This is a genomic window from Pusillimonas sp. DMV24BSW_D (genome assembly GCF_011388195.1).
Lineage (GTDB): Bacteria > Pseudomonadota > Gammaproteobacteria > Burkholderiales > Burkholderiaceae_B > Neopusillimonas > Neopusillimonas aestuarii.
Map to the genome: position 1 here is coordinate 3051185 of NZ_CP049990.1, position 18933 is coordinate 3070117.

At 54.4% G+C, this 18933-nt stretch carries 16 protein-coding genes, 2 tRNA genes and 1 pseudogene; 14 read left to right on the top strand and 5 right to left on the bottom strand.

The window, feature by feature from the left end; translation table 11 throughout:
* Positions 1-2: 2 nt before the first annotated feature.
* A complete protein-coding gene (gene apbC, locus G9Q38_RS14595; protein WP_166132167.1) occupies positions 3-1085 on the bottom strand; it encodes an iron-sulfur cluster carrier protein ApbC in 1083 nt (360 codons plus the stop codon).
* 109 nt (positions 1086-1194) lie between these two features.
* Between apbC and G9Q38_RS14600 the strand changes: the two genes are divergently transcribed.
* The 5 genes from G9Q38_RS14600 to G9Q38_RS14620 all read left to right on the top strand — a co-directional run bounded on the left by G9Q38_RS14600 (position 1195) and on the right by G9Q38_RS14620 (position 6716).
* On the top strand, positions 1195-1461 hold the full coding sequence (locus G9Q38_RS14600; protein ID WP_119442998.1) for a hypothetical protein: 267 nt from the start codon (positions 1195-1197) through the stop codon (positions 1459-1461).
* 130 nt (positions 1462-1591) lie between these two features.
* Positions 1592-3664 (top strand): methionine--tRNA ligase, encoded by a 2073-nt coding sequence (gene metG, locus G9Q38_RS14605; protein ID WP_166132168.1) that lies wholly within the window; start codon positions 1592-1594, stop codon positions 3662-3664.
* Positions 3665-4630, top strand: coding sequence for a cation diffusion facilitator family transporter (locus tag G9Q38_RS14610; RefSeq protein ID WP_166132169.1), 966 nt, complete (start codon positions 3665-3667; stop codon positions 4628-4630).
* 28 nt (positions 4631-4658) lie between these two features.
* Positions 4659-6128, top strand: coding sequence for an NAD-dependent succinate-semialdehyde dehydrogenase (locus G9Q38_RS14615; RefSeq protein ID WP_166132170.1), 1470 nt, complete (start codon positions 4659-4661; stop codon positions 6126-6128).
* 108 nt (positions 6129-6236) lie between these two features.
* Positions 6237-6716 (top strand): MgtC/SapB family protein, encoded by a 480-nt coding sequence (locus G9Q38_RS14620; protein WP_166132171.1) that lies wholly within the window; start codon positions 6237-6239, stop codon positions 6714-6716.
* A 7-nt stretch (positions 6717-6723) separates the two neighbouring features.
* Here the strand turns inward: G9Q38_RS14620 and G9Q38_RS14625 are convergent.
* Positions 6724-6797 (bottom strand) — tRNA-Gly (locus G9Q38_RS14625).
* 39 nt (positions 6798-6836) lie between these two features.
* Between G9Q38_RS14625 and trmB the strand changes: the two genes are divergently transcribed.
* Entirely contained in the window at positions 6837-7568 is a 732-nt protein-coding gene (trmB, locus tag G9Q38_RS14630; RefSeq protein WP_228276150.1) for a tRNA (guanosine(46)-N7)-methyltransferase TrmB, read from the top strand.
* A gap of 18 nt (positions 7569-7586) precedes the next feature.
* The gene (gene thiS, locus G9Q38_RS14635) at positions 7587-7787 is read left to right on the top strand and encodes a sulfur carrier protein ThiS (protein WP_114421487.1); all 201 of its coding nucleotides are present in this window, start codon (positions 7587-7589) and stop codon (positions 7785-7787) included.
* 3 nt (positions 7788-7790) lie between these two features.
* On the opposite strand, the gene ffh is transcribed toward thiS, so the two are convergent.
* A complete protein-coding gene (gene ffh / locus G9Q38_RS14640; protein ID WP_114421486.1) occupies positions 7791-9215 on the bottom strand; it encodes a signal recognition particle protein in 1425 nt (474 codons plus the stop codon).
* Between the two features lie 120 nt (positions 9216-9335).
* On the opposite strand from ffh, the gene G9Q38_RS14645 reads away from it, so the two are divergent.
* The 3 genes from G9Q38_RS14645 to ampD are packed head-to-tail and all read left to right on the top strand — an operon-like array spanning position 9336 to position 11036.
* Positions 9336-10178 carry a cytochrome C assembly family protein gene (locus G9Q38_RS14645; RefSeq protein WP_166132173.1) on the top strand — a complete coding sequence of 281 codons (843 nt, stop codon included), beginning with the start codon at positions 9336-9338 and terminating at the stop codon, positions 10176-10178.
* Position 10179: 1 nt separating this feature from the next.
* On the top strand, positions 10180-10458 hold the full coding sequence (locus G9Q38_RS14650) for a PP0621 family protein (protein ID WP_114421484.1): 279 nt from the start codon (positions 10180-10182) through the stop codon (positions 10456-10458).
* Positions 10455-11036 carry a 1,6-anhydro-N-acetylmuramyl-L-alanine amidase AmpD gene (gene ampD, locus G9Q38_RS14655; RefSeq protein WP_205962309.1) on the top strand — a complete coding sequence of 194 codons (582 nt, stop codon included), beginning with the start codon at positions 10455-10457 and terminating at the stop codon, positions 11034-11036. The genes G9Q38_RS14650 and ampD overlap by 4 nt, the downstream gene beginning before the upstream one ends.
* 10 nt (positions 11037-11046) lie before the next feature.
* Here the strand turns inward: ampD and htpG are convergent, their stop codons facing one another.
* Positions 11047-12957 carry a molecular chaperone HtpG gene (htpG, locus tag G9Q38_RS14660; RefSeq protein WP_166132174.1) on the bottom strand — a complete coding sequence of 637 codons (1911 nt, stop codon included), beginning with the start codon at positions 12955-12957 and terminating at the stop codon, positions 11047-11049.
* Between the two features lie 213 nt (positions 12958-13170).
* On the opposite strand from htpG, the gene G9Q38_RS14665 reads away from it, so the two are divergent.
* Positions 13171-13255, top strand: a tRNA-Leu gene (locus G9Q38_RS14665).
* A 52-nt stretch (positions 13256-13307) separates the two neighbouring features.
* Here G9Q38_RS14665 and G9Q38_RS15400 read toward each other — a convergent pair.
* Positions 13308-13442: pseudogene (locus G9Q38_RS15400) on the bottom strand (transposase); the annotation flags it as partial.
* Positions 13443-13814: 372 nt separating this feature from the next.
* Here G9Q38_RS15400 and G9Q38_RS15405 point away from each other — a divergent pair.
* Genes G9Q38_RS15405 through G9Q38_RS14685 form a run of 3 tightly spaced genes read left to right on the top strand, consistent with a single transcriptional unit; the run spans position 13815 to position 18908 of the window.
* Positions 13815-14750: a CHC2 zinc finger domain-containing protein gene (locus G9Q38_RS15405; RefSeq protein ID WP_370523897.1), complete on the top strand. Its 936-nt coding sequence runs from the start codon at positions 13815-13817 to the stop codon at positions 14748-14750.
* The gene (locus tag G9Q38_RS14680) at positions 14743-17958 is read left to right on the top strand and encodes an RNA-directed DNA polymerase (RefSeq protein ID WP_166132176.1); all 3216 of its coding nucleotides are present in this window, start codon (positions 14743-14745) and stop codon (positions 17956-17958) included. The genes G9Q38_RS15405 and G9Q38_RS14680 overlap by 8 nt, the downstream gene beginning before the upstream one ends.
* 5 nt (positions 17959-17963) lie before the next feature.
* A complete protein-coding gene (locus G9Q38_RS14685; protein ID WP_228276151.1) occupies positions 17964-18908 on the top strand; it encodes a carbon-nitrogen hydrolase family protein in 945 nt (314 codons plus the stop codon).
* The last annotated feature ends 25 nt before the right edge of the window (positions 18909-18933 follow it).

Consider the following 18933-nt stretch of genomic DNA (forward strand, 5'->3'; position numbering starts at 1 on the left):
CCTTATGGCTTCACAACCACCGGCGGCATTTTGCCGGCCATATCACGCGGCAACTTTGCAACCTGAATGGCAACACCGTTTGCAATCGTTTGGTACATGGCAGCCGCCTCGCTTTGCGGATCGGCCTGCACTGTAGGATGCCCGGAATCGGTTTGTTCACGAATCGCCATGGCTAGCGGCAAGGTGCCAAGCCAAGGCAAATTGAATTCGGCCGCCATATCGCGCCCGCCATGAACGCCGAAAATGGGTTCGGCATGACCGCAATTAGAGCAGACATGCATCGACATATTCTCGACCACGCCCAACACCGGCACTTCAACTTTACGGAACATATGCAGACCCTTGCGGGCATCGGCCAACGCCAGATCTTGCGGCGTGGTCACGATGACCGCGCCGGCAAGCGGCACTTTCTGGGAAAGCGTCAAGGCAATATCGCCGGTTCCCGGCGGCATGTCGATAATTAAGTAATCCAGATCGCCCCAATTGGTTTGGCGCAGCAACTGTTCCAACGCCTGACTTACCATGGGCCCGCGCCAAATGGCCGCTGAATCGGGATCAATTAAAAAACCAATGGAGTTCGCTTCAATACCATGTCCAACCAGAGGCTCCATGGTTTTGTTGTCGCGACTTTCGGGTTTGCCCGACAAGCCCAGCATCATGGGCACACTTGGGCCGTAAATGTCGGCATCGAGCAAACCCACACGGGCACCCTGGCTTTTTAGCGCCAGCGCCAGGTTCACTGACGTAGTGCTTTTGCCTACCCCCCCTTTTCCGGAGGCCACGGCAATAATGTTGCGCACATTCGGCAGGGGCTTCAAACCGCGCTGAACCGCGTGGGTTTCCACACGCAACACGCACTCGAACTGCCCCAACGAAAGGCCATGAGCGCCAAGAGCGGTTTCAATTGGTTGCTTTATTGCATTTAACCCATTGTGAATCGGGTAACCCAGCGCTAAAGTAAGACTAACCGAAGTGTCATTCACATGAATGACACTGTGCTTCATGTTTGCGGCCAACTTTTTGTTTGTGTTAGGGTCGATTACATCAGACAAAATCGTGCGGATCTCATCGGGGGACATACTCATATATCTGCCTTGCTTGTCGTTTATTTACTTCCAAACCTGAAGGATAGCGGATTCAGTTCACTACCGGGGTTACGGAACTTTTAGCTGTAATGCTGTCATACTTGCTCATATGAATACATTTAATCAAATTCTTCGCGGCCTGTTGTTCTTCGTGCTTGCCATTTTCGGCATGGCCATGGCTTTCATATTCATGGTGTCCACCGCCATTGCCGTAGGCGTACTGTACATTGTTGCAAAGGTACGTGGTCGCCCCTTCGGCGTTCGCGCCTATTGGGAAGAGCGCCGCCGACCGCGCGCCGAAAGCCGCAACACAGGCGGCGCACCGCGCTACAACAAGAAAGACGTTGTCGACGTCGAAATGCGCGAAATTCCTTAACACAGCGGCTTTCCCCGAAAAAGCAGCGGGCGATTCATTACAATAGAGGGCAAGCGGGCGCTTGAAGCGCCCACCAGCGATCCTTTTGGCTCGCTGTTTTTTGTTACCAATATTAACGTTTTGCCCAAACATGCCGCGCACCCTTTTCGTTACCACCGCCCTTCCTTACGCCAACGGTTCATTTCACATCGGCCATATCATGGAATATATCCAGGCCGATATCTGGGTTCGAACCATGCGCATGGCCGGCCACACCGTGCATTTTGTGGGTGCCGACGACGCTCACGGCGCACCGATCATGCTCAAGGCCGAATCGGAAGGCATTTCGCCACAGGCCCTGGTAAACCGCTATGCCAGTGAGCGCCCTCAGTATCTGAACGGCTTTCACATTAAGTTCGACCACTGGCACTCCACCGACACCCCTGAAAACGTTGCACTTTCGCAAGGCATTTATAAAGCTTTGAAAGCCGAAGGCCTTATTAGCACGCGCACGGTAGAACAGTTCTACGACCCGGTGAAAGGCATGTTCCTGCCCGACCGGTATGTAAAAGGCGAGTGTCCCAAGTGCGGCGCAGCCGACCAATACGGCGACTCCTGTGAAGTATGCGGCGCAGTCTACACGCCGACCGAGCTGGTTAACCCCTACTCCACCATTACCCGCGCCACGCCGGTCATGAGAAGTTCCGAACACTACTTCTTCAATCTGTCCGATGAGCGCTGCGTAAAGTTCCTGCAGGAATGGACAACCGGCTCCAACGCACAGGGCCAGAAACACCTGCAAAGTGAAATTCTGGGCAAAACGCGCGAATGGCTGGGCAATGGCGAAGCCGATGCGCAAGCCAACCTGGCCGACTGGGACATTTCCCGCGACGCCCCCTATTTCGGTATTGAAATTCCCGATGCGCCCGGTAAATACTTTTATGTGTGGCTCGACGCCCCTATTGGCTACCTGGCGTCATTAAAAGCCTACTGCGCAGAACAGGGCATTGACTTCAACGCTTTGCTCGACCCGAACGGCACCACCGAACAAGTGCACTTCATCGGCAAAGACATTGTGTACTTCCATGCTTTGTTCTGGCCCGCCATGCTGAAATTCGCGGGCCGCAAAACACCCGACCTTCTGCATGTACACGGCTTCATTACCGTTAGCGGCGAAAAAATGTCGAAAAGCCGGGGTACAGGTATCTCGCCCTTGCGGTACCTGGAAATCGGCATGAATGCCGAATGGCTGCGTTACTACATTGCCGCCAAATTGAACGCGCGCGTGGAAGACCTGGATTTCAACCCGGATGACTTCATCGCCCGGGTCAACAGTGATTTGGTCGGCAAGTATGTGAATATCGCCAGCCGGGCCGCCAACTTCATCAGTAAGCACTTTAACGGCGAACTGGCTTACACAGGCGATACGCAAGCGTTAAAAGATGAAATCAACAGCGTGACCGAAGCGGTTCAAAGCGATCTGGAAGCCCGTGAATATGGGCGTGCCATTCGCCAAGTCATGGCCTATGCCGACCGCATCAATCAGGCATTCGATACCGCCCAACCGTGGGTGATGGCCAAAGGCATTGCCGACGCGTCAGCCGAACAGAAAGCACAATTGCAAGATATTTGCTCGCGCGCACTGGCTGGGTTCAAGGCGCTTTCCGTGATGCTCAGCCCTATACTGCCCGAGCTTACCGCGCGCGTGGCACAAGAGCTTTTCAATAATGGGCAGCACTACCAATGGGCCGATGCCTCGGCACTGCCCACACGCATCAACCCATTCAAACACCTTATGCAGCGGGTCGACCCGAAAATGCTAGATGCCCTGTTCGAGCCATCGGTTGAAGAAGCCCCGACCCCCGGCGGCGAAGCCATTGCCGATACGATCGACATTAAAGACTTCGCCAAAGTGGATTTACGCATCGGCAAGATTGTTTCCTGCGATGCGGTAGAAGGGTCCGACAAGTTGTTGCGCTTAATGGTCGATTTGGGCGAAGGCCGCGAACGGCAGATCTTTTCCGGTATTAAATCCATGTACAAGCCGGAAGACCTGGCAGGAAAACTGACTGTCGTGGTGGCCAACTTGGCACCGCGCAAAATGCGGTTCGGCGTGTCGGAAGGCATGGTATTGGCGGCCAGCCACGCCAATGAAAAACAACACCCCGGCATTTATATTCTGGAGCCCTTCCCCGGTGCGCAGCCCGGCATGCGTATAAGCTAAATGGACAAATCAAGACAGGCGCGCTACGAGCGCACAATCGGCACCACGCGGTTTACCGAAGGGCGTTTCAGCACTTGGGTGAGCGTGGCGGTGAACCTGTTCTTGAGTATTGCCCAAGTTATTGTCGGCGTGCTGGCGAACTCGCAGGCCTTAATTGCCGACTCCATCCACTCGCTCTCAGACCTGCTGTCTGATTTTGTGGTGCTGGTTGCCAACAAGCACAGCCAGAAAGCACCCGACGCCGACCACCATTACGGCCATTTGCGTTTTGAAACAGCCGCCTCGCTGGCGTTGGGCGTATTGCTGTTGGCGGTGGCTGCCGGCATGCTTTGGGCCGGCATTAACAAACTGCAAGACCCCAGCATCATTGCGCCGGTACATTATGCCGCCGTGGTTGCCGCGGCCATCACACTGGTTGCCAAAGAGGGCTTGTTCCGCTATTTGCTGCGCGTGGGCCAACGGGTGAAGTCGAGCATGCTGATTGCCAACGCCTGGCACGCGCGCTCCGACGCCGCCTCGTCACTGGTCGTGCTGTTGGGCGTGGGCGCCAGCGTGGCCGGCTTTCCGCTGGCCGACCCTATTGCGGCACTCATCGTGGCGTTAATGATTGGGCGCATGGGCTGGAAATTCTTCTATACCTCCTTCAGCGACCTGCTCGACAAAGCGGTCGACAAAGAAACCGAAATCCGCATTCGTAATCTATTGTTGTCGACGCCTGGGGTCGAAGGCCTGCACGATTTGAAAACGCGCAAAATGGGTGACATGATTTGGGTTGAGGTTGATATTGAAATGGACAGCCGCCTGACCATTGCCCAAGGGCACGACATTGCCGTTCGCGCACGTGAACGCGTAATGGAGAATGAAGACGTGCTGGAAGTCATGACCCATTTCGACCCGGTCGACGTGAACGACCCCGAGCGTGTTCAAAAGAAAATGCAAGCACGCCGCGATGCACCCGAACATTAACCCTATCCCCTAACGCAAGGAGTCCGCCATGCCTGTTGATTTTGATTTCAAACTGAACGATCGAACACTGGTGCGACAACAATGTTACATAGACGGCCAATGGTGGGATGCCGACAGCGGTAAGACGCTGGACGTCACCAACCCGGCCAATGGCCAGGTTATTGCGCAGGTTCCCTATGCCGGGCAAGCTGAAACCCGACGCGCCATTGAGGCTGCTGAGCGTGCCCTGCCCGCCTGGCGCGCCAAAACCGCCGCCGAACGTGCGGCTATTTTGCGGCGCTGGTTCGAACTGCTGTTAAAACACAAAGACGACCTGGGCCGGTTAATGACGCTGGAACAGGGCAAGCCCTTAAAAGAAGCTACCGGGGAAATTGTTTACGGCGCATCGTTCATTGAATGGTTTGCCGAAGAAGGCAAACGTGCCTATGGTGAAGTCATTCCCACCCCCGTGGCCGACAAACGCTTCGTGGTCATTAAACAACCCGTGGGCGTATGCGCCGCCATTACGCCGTGGAACTTCCCCTGCGCCATGATTACCCGCAAAGCTGCGCCGGCATTGGCTGCCGGCTGCACAATGGTGTTGAAACCCGCAGAACTCACGCCGCTGTCGGCCCTGGCCCTGGCTGAACTGGCTGAACAGGCGGGCATTCCAGCCGGCGTCTTCAATATTGTGACGGGCGATCCAAAAGTGATTGGCCAGGAACTTTGCAGCAACCCCACCGTGCGAAAGCTGTCGTTCACCGGATCCACCCCCGTAGGCAAACTGCTCATGGAACAATGCGCCCCCACGTTGAAGAAGCTCTCGCTTGAGCTGGGTGGCAACGCGCCTTTCATTGTGTTCGACGACGCCGACATCGACGCCGCCGTGGCTGGGGCCATTGCCTCGAAATACCGCAACACCGGCCAAACCTGCGTCTGTACCAACCGCTTTATTGTGCAGGCCGGCGTTTACGACGAATTTGCCCAAAAGCTGGCCGCCGAAACCGCCAAGCTGCGTGTAGGCAACGGGTTGGAAGAAGATGTTGTGCAAGGGCCGCTGATTAACCCGGCCGCGGTGGAAAAAGTGGAACGCCTGATTAGCGATGCCAAGAGCAAAGGCGCCACCATTACAACAGGCGGCGAACGTCTGGAAAAAGACGGATTGTGGTTCCAACCTACGGTGCTAACCCACATGACGCCCGACATGGATATTGCCCAGCAGGAAATTTTCGGGCCGGTATCGGCGCTATTCAAATTCGACACCGAAGACGAAGCCATTGCGATGGCCAACAACACAGAATACGGCCTGGCCGCCTATTTCTATGCGCGCGATATTGGCCGCGTATGGCGCGTAGGTGAAGCGTTGGAGTACGGCATGGTCGGCATGAACACCGGCTCTATTTCCACTGAAGTGGCACCGTTTGGCGGCATCAAGAATTCCGGCATGGGGCGGGAGGGCTCGCACTATGGCCTGGAGGAATACCTGGAAATTAAATATATGGCCATGGGCGGGCTGTAATAGAGCTGCCTGCTGCCGCTTTTTCGTAACGACACATTTGAAAGCGTCGTTGCGTTGGAGCGCTGAACAAAAGCAAGAAACGGCCTACTTCGAACTTGGAGAACACGCATGGGTGACATCCTTTGGAACGAGTTGACTGCAGGCCTTCCTGATTCAACGCAATGGGCGCATGCGGTTATCCGATTGCTGGCCGCCATGTTGGTGGGCGCCATTGTCGGCTTTCAGCGCGAACGCACGGGAAAAGCGGCAGGACTGCGCACGCATATCCTTGTTGCCTTGGGCACAACGCTGTTCGTACTTGCCGCGACCCGAAGCGACATGTCTTCTGATGGAATCTCGAGGGTGATTCAGGGAATTACGACCGGCATCGGTTTTATCGGCGCCGGCGCGATTCTGAAGTTAAGCGCTACGCAGGAAATTAAAGGTTTGACCACAGCAGCCGGCATTTGGATGACAGCCTCGATCGGTGTGGCGATCGGTTTGGGTCTTTTAGGGCTTGCCTTTCTGGCGACCATTCTAACGTGGATTACGCTCGCTTCCCTGGGGTTGCTGGAAAAGCACGTGGAACTTAAAGCACCCGAGCGCTAGGCCATCGTGGAGCGGGTGAAGGGAATCGAACCCTCGTCTTAAGCTTGGGAAGCTTCTGCTCTACCATTGAGCTACACCCGCAGCGCCCGCAATTATAGCGCCTTCATTATAATGGCGCCCATGACTACAGAACGCCCCCTTTCCAGCGCTGCGGACGACTCGAAAAACAGCGCAAACAATGCGGCCCAGTACCCGCATATTCGCAGTTTCGTGCATCGCCGCAGCCACATTACGCCCAGCCAGCAAGATGCGGCTGATCGGCTGCTGCCTATATGGGGCATCCCTTACCAGGCCCAGCTTTTAAACCTGGACGCAGCCTTCAACCGGCACGCCCCCACGATTCTGGAAATCGGTTTTGGCATGGGGGAAACCACAGCCAAAATTGCCCAGTCGCGACCCGACGAAAACTTTCTGGGTGTTGAGGTGTTTAACGCCGGTGTTGGTTCGTTGCTCAAACGCATCGACGAACAGCAGATTCAGAATATTCGCATTATTCAGCACGACGCCGTTGAAGTGCTGCGCGACATGATTGCACCCGATACACTGGATGGCGTGCATATTTACTTTCCCGACCCCTGGCCAAAGAAACGGCACCATAAGCGACGCCTGATTCAGCCGCCCTTCATTGCTCTATTGGCTTCGCGCCTGAAGCCCGGCGCCTACCTGCATTGCGCCACCGACTGGGAACATTACGCCGAACAAATGCTGGAGGTGTTATCGGCCGAACCGACGCTGCAGAACACAGCCCAAGCGTATGCGCCGCGGCCCGACTACCGCCCGCTAACCAAGTTTGAAAACCGGGGGCTGAAACTGGGCCACGGTGTGTGGGATTTAATTTTTACGCGCAAGTAAATACGCAATTAAACACTTATGAAGATCACTTTGAACGGCGAACCAACGCCACTGAATAATGTACAAACTGTCGCCGACCTGATTCGCCATATGGGCTGGGAAGGCAAGCGCATTGCGGTTGAGCGCAATGGTGAAATTGTGCCCAAAAGCCAGCACGCCCAAGAGGCGCTGGCCGATGGCGATGAAATTGAAATTGTTGTGGCAGTAGGTGGCGGCTGACGCTTAACGGAACGGAAAGCCCCCGCCACCGCCGCCACGGCCCATACCTTTCATACCGCCCATGGCGCGCATCATTTTGCTCATGCCGCCTTTTTTCATTTGCTTCATCATGCCTTGCATTTGGTCGAACTGCGACAGCAGACGATTCACTTCCTGAACCGACACGCCCGAGCCGGCCGCAATCCGGCGCTTGCGCGACGCTTTCAACAATTCAGGCTTGGACCGCTCTTGCGGCGTCATGGAATTCAAGATGCCTTCGGTTCGGCGCATTTGCTTTTCCGCCTGCCCGCCTTGCAACTGGCTGGCGGCCGAGGCGAACTGGGCCGGCAACTTTTCCAGCATGGACGTCATGCTGCCCATTTTCTTCACTTGCTGAAGTTGGTCGCGAAAATCATTCAAATCGAACTTGCTGCCCGATTTAAGTTTGCCGGCCAGTTTCTGCGCTTCGGCTACATCAATATTCTTCTGCGCCTGCTCAACCAGCGAAACAATATCGCCCATGCCCAGCACGCGCTGCGCCATCCGCTCGGGATGAAACGGCTCCAGGCCATCAAGCTTTTCCGACACCCCGACAAACTTCAAGGGCTTACCGGTAACGTGGCGTACCGATAACGCCGCACCCCCGCGGGCATCGCCGTCGAGCTTGGTGAGGACCACACCCGTAAGCGGCAATGTCTCGCCAAAAGCCTTGGCCACGTTTACGGCATCTTGCCCTTGCATGGCATCAACCACGAACAAGGTTTCAATGGGTTGCAGCAAATCGTGCAGTGCGCGAATCTCGCGCATCATGTCTTCATCGATACCCAGGCGCCCGGCCGTATCGACGATAAGCACTTCATAGTGATGACGCTTGGCGTGATCCAGCGCGGCGCGGGCAATGTCTTCGGGTTTTTGATCGCCGCTGGAAGGGAAGAAATCAACCCCGGCCTGCGCGGCAACCGTTTTCAACTGGTCGATAGCGGCCGGACGATAAACGTCGGCACTGACCACCAGCACTTTCTTCTTGCCGGTTTTACGACCCTTGGCAGTATGCCCGCCTTCATGCAGCCACTTCGACAATTTCGCCGTGGTGGTGGTTTTACCGGAACCCTGCAGGCCCGCCATAAGAATAATGGCCGGGGGCTGCGTGGCCAGCGAGAGCTCATTGGCATGCTCTTCCTGATCGCCCCCCATGAGCGCGGTGAGTTCTTTATGAACCACCCCTACCAAGGCTTGACCCGGATTCAGGCTGTCGGCCACCTCGGTACCCAGGGCTTGTTCCTTGACCCGGGCAATGAAATCGCGCACCACGGGCAAGGACACATCGGCCTCTAAAAGGGCCATGCGCACTTCACGCAGCATATCCTGGGTGTTGGCTTCGGTAAGCCGCGCCTCGCCCTTCATGGTTTTCACAACACGGGACAACCGTTGCGTAAGATTTTCTAGCATGACAATGATTTCGTTAAAACTGGTTTAGTATCTGGTGATACCGTCTAAAATGACTAAGTACAACATTCATGACCGAATAAGGCATTATGCCTTACACCTTAATCCATTATTGCGGGAAGTATGTCTGAAGGCATTGTATTGCACTCATTGGCCGCCCTGGCCTACGCACTGTTGGCCCTGGGGCTGTGGCGCTCGCTTGCCAAAGGCCAGAACACACTGAAAATGGGCATGGCCGGCCGGGCCGGCTTATTAGGCGCCCTGGCGCTTCACGGCGCCGCCCTGTACCAAACCGTACTGCCGCCCAACGGCCTTTACCTGGGCTGGGCCCTGGCACTGTCGGCCGCCATTTGGCTTGGTATGTTGATATTCTGGCTGGAAAGCTTTGTCATCAATATTGATGGACTCCTGCTTATTTTACTCCCGGCCAGTGTCATTGCCACGGTTCTGGCGGCTATTTACCCTTGGGGCCACCTGGTGGCCCACGCCAGCAGCGAGCTCTTGCGCGTTCACCTGCTCATTGCCCTGATGGCATATGGGCTGGTAACTGTGGCTGCCCTGCAAGCCATTCTAATGGCCATGTTGCATGGTTATTTGCACCGCCCCGTGGAACAGGTTGAAAAAAGCTCGTTGGTGGCCCACGCGCTTGATTGCATGCCGCCTTTACTGGTTCAGGAAAGATTGCTGTTTCGCCTGATCTGGATCAGTTTCATCGCACTCACGCTCACACTCATTACCGGCTCGATGGTGTCGCTAAGCTTGTTGGGTGTCCTGGTTCCGTTTGATCACAAAACCATTTTCACCGTCTTGTCGTGGCTCACTTTCGCGGTCTTGCTAATCGGCCGCTACGCGCGCGGCTGGCGCGGCCGCCAGGCCCTGCGTTGGACACTGGCCGGGTTTGCTTTTGTGGTGCTTTCCTACACGGGCAGCCGCTTCGTAATTGACGTTATTTTGCAAAGAGGATGAATTGGGTAAGCTGATATTCTGGATTCTTGTTATTTTGGCCGGGTTGGTGGCGGTGCGCCTGATTGCCCGCCACAACGAACGGCAAAACGCGCCCAGGCAGGCGCCCAAAAGCCAGGCGGGCAAAGCGGCCAAAGAAAAGCAATCGCTTGGGGCCGACGAACCCGAAGCCATGGTGCGCTGCGCCCACTGCGGCATTCACATGCCCCGTTCGGAAGCGGTGCTGTCTGATGGAAAAACATGGTGCAGCCCGGAACACGCCAAGCTGGGAGTACGCCAATGATGGGACTCATGCTAGACCGACACGGCTGGCTGAAACCCCATGGGCAAGTGCAATGCCGCCCTTCGCCCAACTACGACAAGCGCCCCGCAGGGGTTGACCCCACCTTGCTGGTGCTACATAACATTAGCCTGCCGCCGGGTCAGTTCGGCAAAAAACACATTGTGGATTTTTTCCTGAACCAGCTCAATTTTAACGATCACCCCTGGTTCGAAAATGTCCGCAGCCTGAAGGTATCGGCCCACTTCCTGATTGACCGCGAAGGCACCATTACCCAGTTCGTTTCAACCCGGCACCGGGCCTGGCATGCGGGGGTGTCATCGTTCAACGGCCGCGAAAAGTGCAATGACTTTTCCATTGGCATTGAACTGGAAGGCACCGACACCCAGCCCTACACCGACGAACAATATTACGCCCTGAAACGGCTTACCCAGGTGATACGTGCACGCCACACCCTAAAGGCGGTACGCGGCCACGAACACATTGCCCCAGGCCGGAAAACCGACCCGGGGTCTGCTTTTAAATGGCGCCGCTATGCACGGGAAGGGCAATGGCTTTTACGCCAATTGCCCCAGGTCTGAAACAGCTGAATCAGCCTTTCAGCAGCAACGCATTCAACCGCTTTACAAAACCGGCGGCATCTTTCAAATGGGCGCCTTCAGCCAGCATGGCCTGATCCAGCAGCACCTGCGCCCAATCACCGAAGTCGTCATCCGACGCATCTTTCACCCGACCCAGCAACGGATGCTCGGGGTTGATTTCCAGAATCGGCTTCACTTCAGGCGCTTCCTGGCCGGCCGCCTGCAACATGCGCAGAATATGCGGGCTTAACTCGTTGGAGTCCACCACCACGCACGCCGGTGAATCCACCAAACGCGCCGTGGCACGCACTTCCTTCACCTTGCCGTCCAGCGCCTTTTGCAAACGCTCGATCAACGGCTTGCTTTGCTCGGCCACTTCCTCTTGGCGCTTTTTCTCGTCTTCATCGGCCAACTGCTCAAGGTCTAACCCGCCCTTGGCAATGGACACCAGCGACTTGCCGTCGAACTCACGCAGGAAAGACAACATCCACTCGTCGACCCGGTCGGACATCAAGAGGACCTCGATACCCTTCTTGCGGAAAATCTCCAGGTGCGGGCTATTCGACGCCGCTGCATGCGACTCAGCCGTGACATAGTAGATTTTGTCTTGCCCTTCCTTCATGCGCGACACGTAATCGGCCAGCGACACGGTTTGGTTGGCAGAGTTGTCGTGCGTGGACGCAAAACGCAGCAACTTGGCAATGCGTTCCTGATTTGCCACGTCTTCACCCACGCCTTCCTTCAGCACCTGGCCGAACTGCTCCCAGAACACTTTGTAATCGTCGGGCTTGTTTTCAGCCATGTCTTCCAGCAGCATCAGAATGCGCTTGGTTGACCCTTCGCGAATGGAACGCACATCGCGGCTTTCCTGCAGAATTTCACGCGACACATTCAGCGGTAAATCGGCCGAATCGATAACCCCGCGCACAAAGCGCAGGTAGGTGGGCAAAAGCTGATCGGCGTCGTCCATAATGAACACGCGCTTCACATACAGCTTCACACCCCGACGGCCATCGCGGTCCCACAGGTCGAACGGCGCACGCTTGGGCACGAACAGCAACTGCGTGTACTCGCTGCGCCCTTCCACCCGGTTGTGTGTCCAGGCCAGCGGGTCTTCAAAATCGTGCGACACGTGCTTGTAGAACTCTTTGTACTGCTCATCGGTAATCTCATTCTTGGCGCGCGTCCACAACGCATTGGCCTGATTCACCGTTTCCCATTCCGTGGTTTTCACCTGGGCCGACTTTTCTTCGCTCCACTCTTCCTTGAGCATTTGAATCGGCAAAGAAATGTGGTCGGAATAACGGCGCAGAATTTCGCGCAACTTCCAACCGCTTAGGAACTCGTCTTCCTCTTCACGCAAATGCAGGGTCACCGACGTACCGCGATCGGCCTTTTCCACCTGGGTGACGGAAAACTCGCCCTGGCCGTCGGATTCCCATAGCACCGCCTCGGTTTCGGACGCATCGGCCCGGCGGCTCAGCACCGACACCTTGTCGGCCACAATAAAGGAAGAATAAAAACCCACCCCGAACTGACCAATAAGGTTGGCGTCTTTCTGCTTGTCGCCCGTTAACTGAGCGAAAAACTCTTTCGTGCCTGAACGGGCAATGGTGCCCAGGTTCTGCACCGCATCTTCGCGCGACAGGCCAATACCGTTGTCGGAAATGGTGACCGTGCGCTTGTCGGCGTCGTACTCCACGCGAATACGCAAATCGGCATCACCCTGCATCAGTTCAGGGTTGTCGATTGCCTGAAAACGCAGCTTGTCGCAGGCGTCGGACGCGTTCGAGACCAGCTCGCGCAGGAAAATTTCCTTGTTGCTGTACAGGGAGTGAATCATCAGGTGAAGCAACTGTTTTACTTCAGCCTGAAAGCCCAGGGTTTCAGAAGGCGCAGTATTCGAATCCGTTTGCGTCATTTTTTGCCACATTTGGTTAGTTAGTTGAAAAAGGCGCACGCTACTACACGCGAGGCCGCCATCGCATGGGAGTGTAAATGGGGGTGGTTGGGGGAAATTCAATAGGGGGAAATGGGGGTGTGGGTGGGGTGCGTGCAAAGTTTTCGCAGAACACGTATAATTTTGCCTTTCTTGCCACGGTATGTATTCTTGATACCGACCCACTTCGAATATGCCCGGGTGGTGAAATTGGTAGACGCAGGGGACTCAAAATCCCCCGCCGCAAGGCGTGCCGGTTCGATTCCGGCCCCGGGCACCATTGTCAGTATCGACTCTTGGGCTCTACCCCGTAAAAGGGGGATAGGCACTCATCAAACACGGTTAATCACGCCGTTCCAACCGCACTGAGCTAAGACGCGCAGGCGGTAATTCTCAAAATTCCTGAACCCATACGCTCTGCGCGAAAGCATCTCCATCTTTGTATGGAATCCTTCAGTAATGCAATTCGCTGGTCAGTCCAATCATAGGCCAGAAGTGCGTTTAATTCTCTCGGCAGTCCAATTGTTCAGTGCTCGCAGAGAGTAAAACCTAGATTCCGGCTCAGCACTTATCACAGGCTCTCTTGGCCGGGTTAACTGTTTCAGCTTTGATCTGTGCTCAGCACTGTTTAGGTCGCAGCGACTTCACTCTTTTGTGTCTATGTGATAATTTATGTAATAAAATATGGGTGTGCGCAATGGAGGGCGGCTGTGCGGCGATCCAGCTTACTGACAGCGAAATCAAAAAGACTGAATGAACAGGCCCTTGCACGCTTGCGCGAATTGCCGGTGGAGGATGTTGCGTCGGCCGTCGGTATCACCCTACGTGGAAACAAGGCGATGTGCTTCCGCGGTCACGATTCAGCTAGTCCAAGCTTCACAGTTAGCAAAGCAAGAAATACGTGGAGGTGCTTTGGGTGTGGAGAGTATGGAGACTCAATCGGGCTAGTCCAGAACATTTATGGTCTTGGGTTTACGGATGCCTGCAATTGGCTCTGCCGTCACTTTGGCATTGTCGGTGGTGACGTTTCGCTCGACCGCCAACTTCGGGTGGTGCCACGGGTGACAAGTCCTAAGTCCGTTCATCGTCCTCCAGCAGAGCCCTCGGGCAGCCCCGACCCTGAGTTATACGCTTGGTTGGTGGCGCATTGTGGACCGGTGACAGCAATTTCAGGAACAACCTACCTCCAGGTTCACGGCATTGCACCAGATCTGGCGCTTAGGTTCGGCGTTGTGGAGCTAGTGGATCCGGTTAGAGCATATCGAGAACTAGAAAGGCATTGGGGGACAGAGCGAATCAGTCGATCAGGATTATCTGGGAGTCGACGGGCATTAAGCTGGTCAGGCTACGCTTTAATCTTTCCTTTCAAGCTTGATGCTGCCATACAGTACCTACAGGTCCGCTGCTTTCACGGGAATAAGAAGTTTTTTGGCCCAAGTGGTATCCCCAAGCCGATGTTCAATAGTCAACGGATTCGCGGGTTGCAGCCGGGGAGTCGTCTCCACATTTGTGAAGGCGTTCCAGATGCAATTGCCATGGAGGGGGTTGGGCTAGCTGCTGTGGCAGTATTAGGCTCTACATCGTTTCGATCTGAGTGGGTTGAGGAGCTGCTCCCGTTTGATCTAGTGGGTGTGCCTGACGGTGATGATGCGGGCGAAAAATTCATGAAGCGCCTTACTGATGAGTTTCGCGCTAGAAGCAAGAGCATTCGATTTGTAGTTCCTCCTAAGGGCATGGATGCTAGTGATGTAATTGCGAGGGGAAAGAATGCTTAGTTTCCTAAGTCAGGTATGTGACCAATTGAATATGCGCTGGGCATGGGAAAAGGTGAAACGAGCGTCTGTTCCCGGCGATATCTGGATCGACGAGGCAGACTTAGCACATTTTGAGGTCCATTTGGGCCCCGAGCTTCGAAGTCTTAGTGAGGACCTGCACTCTGGAAAGTTTCGGATGTCACCAATTCGGCCGATGGCCTTTCCAAAAAATCCTGATGAAGATGGGAACTCTAGGGTTCGACAGTACTTTCATTTTACTGTCAGAGATCAAGTAGCGTGGACTGCTGTTGTAAATGTTCTAGGACGCTATGTAGACGCAAAAATGCCCGTCTGGAGCTATGGCAACAGGCTCTTCCGGTCGGCATGGATTGAAGAAGATTTTCAAGGTAACAAGATACGGAAAATCGGACCGTACAGGCACTCGTCCGGCCGCATCTATCGGCCATTTCAGCAGGCTTGGCCGCTATTTAGGCGTCATGTTGCCTTGGCAGTCTCCGCAGCAGCGCACGGTCATTCCAAGAAGGGTAGCCTCGATGATGATGAGCGCGAAGAGCTTGAGCTTCAGCAGCGCATGCACCTGGCAGATCGATGCCCATATATTTTTGCTACGGATTGGACCCGCTTGCCAACTGATCCCTGCAAGGATGATATCTATTGGGCATCTATAGATCTTGAGAGGTTCTATCCTTCCATCCCACTTACCGCATGTGTTGACGCAATCTCCCAAGCTGTTCCCGCCGAACTGCGTCTGGAAGTCCAACCACTGCTAAAGACGTTGACACAGCTTCCATTGGATCTTGATGGATGGACGGATGTCGAATTGAAGCACATTGAGCTTGACGGCTCTCGAAAGACATTCCGCAGAATTCCCACTGGGCTCATGGTGTCAGGGTTTCTTGCGAATGCGGCGCTACTACCAGTTGATCAAGAGGTTCAGAAAACGCTCCCTCGCGGACGTGTCGCACACTTCCGTTATGTCGATGATCATGTGATATTGGCTAAGACGTTTGAGGATCTAGTGTGGTGGATCGATCACTATATTGAAGTAATCGATCGTCTCGGCTCCGGTGCAAGAATTAATCCAGCGAAGACAGAACCGAAAGCTCTAGGAGATTTGTTGGGAGAGAAAGACCCCGACAAGCGCTTAGTCGGGTCGGCCCTATGGAGCCGTGCCCTGGGTGAGTGTCGCCTTGATCCTGAGTTTCCAACTCCATTAATGACGAAGACGATTGCTTTGGTTTCGGCAATCGGCAGAACAGACTTTACTACGCTGGAAGATAATGAACTCTCTATTCTGTCTCAGCAGTTGGAGCATCTATTACTTGTAGATGTTCCTGAAGCGGAGATGCCCGCTCGAACCCGCCTGGCGTTTGCAGCGACTCGCCTTGCCCGCGTTGCCGAAGCAAGATTCGCCGCACCGGAAACACTCGACCTCCGATATAGCCGGCAAGGGAAAGGCCGAACGACTGTAGTGCAAGCAACCAATCACAATGGTGAGGGTTCATCGTTCGACCCAATAGCAAGTCTTACAGGTCTCAATGACGCGAAGATTCACGCTCGACTGGCCAATATTGCCGACCGAGTATTTGGTTTGGTGAGAAGAGTTCTGTACGAGAGATCTGATCGCGTCCGGCTGTGGACTCATGCGCTGACCATCGCGCGCCGCCTCGGAGCTACGGGGCTGGAGCTTCTCTTTGACGACATCGATCGTTATGCTCGCGACCCCGTGAATAGGTTGGCGGCGAGTTACATACGTGGCAATTCATACGCAGTGCTTGCTGCAGAAACTGTGCGAGCAGCAAAACTATTGGTCGACACTAATGCAGCGGGATGGCGCAGAGCAGCAGCACTGAGATCTTTGGAGGATATTGCAAAGTTTACCAATCGAGGACTGCCTGAAGCAGACAGATGGTTTGTACAAAAAAGTCTAAATCAGCTTTTCGTTGGTGTGTACTGTGCCACTGTGTTGTTGGAGCAGTCGCCAGCCTCCTCGAAGCTCTTGCAAGAGCCCCTTAGTCAAGCATTCATCGATAATGGCCGCTTGCTGTTAACTAGCAATGAAGTGCCGCCAGACCTGCGCGTTGCGCTTGCATGGTGGGGATGTAAATTCGACCTTCGCAAGCCAGTTCGCCGAGCGTCTGATTTGATCATTCACTTGGGAACTCTTATCGATAAACTCCCTGAGTCTGACGATCTGTGGACTTTTTTTCCTGCGGATGCTCCAGTTGCACCATTAGAACGGATCGCATCAGCCACTAGGTCAATTAAAGCGGATCAAGAAGGGTGGTGGTTTGATGCATTGATGCAACGCCTCGATCGCCCCCGTATTCAGAATATAGCGACTCTTTCCCCAGTGGGATCTAAGGTTCGACAATTACTTGATGGATCCGCAACAGAGAAAGTACTCCCGTTGCCCGTTTGGGCAACAAAGGTCTGGAGCAACAGTGGTCCCGGAAGCACAACGGAGTGGCGGCTTGGTGAATGGACCTGCTTAGAAATCGTGAGACAAGCAGCAGTACTGCTGTCGTCTACCACTGAGACGTTGGATCGTGATTATCTTCAACGTGCATCGCGCAGAGGCATTGATACCCGATCCCGTTGTGCCCATCCATTAAACTTTGCGTTGCCGAGTCATCTTGTCGATGCTGTGGCGGTCTCGTGGCAAGAATGGAAGCAGAAGTTACGAGGGTCTGGAAGTGGCGTTCTACGGTTAGTTCCCCAACGACTCCGGATCTATGACAGACGCTATGCTCCGCTTGTTGTGAGCGAAATAGGTACAGCACAGAACTCAATTCGCGGTCTTGGCCTTTGCTTATTTGCCTTGCTTTCACGTTCATTCTTGCTGCCGGTGCAGTGGAACGGGCTGGGACATGAAGACATGCTCAGACACCTCCCTCAGCTTTTGCGAGACGAGATCACCTATTCATCGGCAACTCTTGGAATTCTTGAGGCATGCCTCCAACCTCGAGCGACCGAAAACGTATTCGCTGGCCTCCATCAAACATGGAATCCAAGCTTCGATGATGACACTCAGCATGATCCGGTAAGCCTCATTGACACAGCAGATTTGGCGCGAATCATTTCGATTGCACAAAATGAGCTGGAGGCAAATCAAATATCGACATTCAATCAGGAATTTCGGCAAGTCACGCCGGTTAATCTCATGCTTCTAACAGACGCTGATTGGAAGCAATACTTTGAAATGTAGCCAACATGACTTTTGAGACTCCAGCATTGGTTGAAACGCTTACTCTTGGTGTAATTCAGACTACCTTGGATTTTGAGGCTGCTTGGAATGTAGGCAGTGATGAGCCAAAAATCTCGGCACCTGAGGATAGTCGTGCGTGGCACGAAATTCGCAGAGCCATGAGGGCATTGGCAGATAACGACGACCAACCCCGCATTATTCTTCTCCCTGAGCTAGCGCTCCCAAGAACCCGGCTAGATGATTTTGAGCGGCTTGCCTGTTCCATGAACGTGCTGGCAATCGTTGGTGTTGACTACCGTTTGAGTAATCGAACGAAATCTGTGAAGAATCAAGGACTCGTTCTCGTCCCAAAAAATTTTTGGAAGCGGACATCTTCACGTTATGCCGCTAGGGTTTGGTTTGGCAAACGAGACCCTGCGCCAGCGGAGGCGTCTGGTTTTAAAAAATACGCACCACCATGGGCATTCCACTCCGATTCTAATGTCTATGTTTTCGATGCAGGCCCTTATGGGCGGATCGGAGTCAGCATTTGCTACGATTTCATGGACATTGAGCGTGCTCTTCTATATCGTGGCCGGGTTCACCACTTATTTGTAATAGCCTACAATCGTGACGTAAAGCTCTTTGAGTCGTTGGCCGTTTCTTTATCAAGGACGGTCTTCTGCAATGTGGTAGTTTGCAACACAGGATACTTTGGTGGTTCGTTGGTCGTCAGCCCATACTACAAGGCGTTCAAACGTTTTGGGTACTCGGTCGAAGGCGGAAAGATTTTCACTGCTCAGTGCGTTCAGCTTCCTGTGCGCGGCCTAGATGCAGCCATTCGTGGGTGCGACACTGAGTCAGCTACATATAAGCACTTACCTCCAGGTTTTACGGCTAGTGTTGGCAGCACTGCTACACCTCTGGAAGGCTCACCGCTAGAGACCAGGACACTGTTCACTCCAGACTGAGCGTTGATTATTGCAGACTGAACCC

Bases quoted from the DNA above. Each gene is read 5' to 3' on its own strand.
- apbC (WP_166132167.1), bottom strand. From the start codon at position 1,085: ATGAGTATGTCCCCCGATGAGATCCGCACGATTTTGTCTGATGTAATC.
- G9Q38_RS14600 (WP_119442998.1), top strand. From the start codon at position 1,195: ATGAATACATTTAATCAAATTCTTCGCGGCCTGTTGTTCTTCGTGCTT.
- metG (WP_166132168.1), top strand. From the start codon at position 1,592: ATGCCGCGCACCCTTTTCGTTACCACCGCCCTTCCTTACGCCAACGGT.
- G9Q38_RS14610 (WP_166132169.1), top strand. From the start codon at position 3,665: ATGGACAAATCAAGACAGGCGCGCTACGAGCGCACAATCGGCACCACG.
- G9Q38_RS14615 (WP_166132170.1), top strand. From the start codon at position 4,659: ATGCCTGTTGATTTTGATTTCAAACTGAACGATCGAACACTGGTGCGA.
- G9Q38_RS14620 (WP_166132171.1), top strand. From the start codon at position 6,237: ATGGGTGACATCCTTTGGAACGAGTTGACTGCAGGCCTTCCTGATTCA.
- trmB (WP_228276150.1), top strand. From the start codon at position 6,837: ATGACTACAGAACGCCCCCTTTCCAGCGCTGCGGACGACTCGAAAAAC.
- thiS (WP_114421487.1), top strand. From the start codon at position 7,587: ATGAAGATCACTTTGAACGGCGAACCAACGCCACTGAATAATGTACAA.
- ffh (WP_114421486.1), bottom strand. From the start codon at position 9,215: ATGCTAGAAAATCTTACGCAACGGTTGTCCCGTGTTGTGAAAACCATG.
- G9Q38_RS14645 (WP_166132173.1), top strand. From the start codon at position 9,336: ATGTCTGAAGGCATTGTATTGCACTCATTGGCCGCCCTGGCCTACGCA.
- ampD (WP_205962309.1), top strand. From the start codon at position 10,455: ATGATGGGACTCATGCTAGACCGACACGGCTGGCTGAAACCCCATGGG.
- htpG (WP_166132174.1), bottom strand. From the start codon at position 12,957: ATGACGCAAACGGATTCGAATACTGCGCCTTCTGAAACCCTGGGCTTT.
- G9Q38_RS15405 (WP_370523897.1), top strand. From the start codon at position 13,815: ATGTGCTTCCGCGGTCACGATTCAGCTAGTCCAAGCTTCACAGTTAGC.
- G9Q38_RS14680 (WP_166132176.1), top strand. From the start codon at position 14,743: ATGCTTAGTTTCCTAAGTCAGGTATGTGACCAATTGAATATGCGCTGG.
- G9Q38_RS14685 (WP_228276151.1), top strand. From the start codon at position 17,964: ATGACTTTTGAGACTCCAGCATTGGTTGAAACGCTTACTCTTGGTGTA.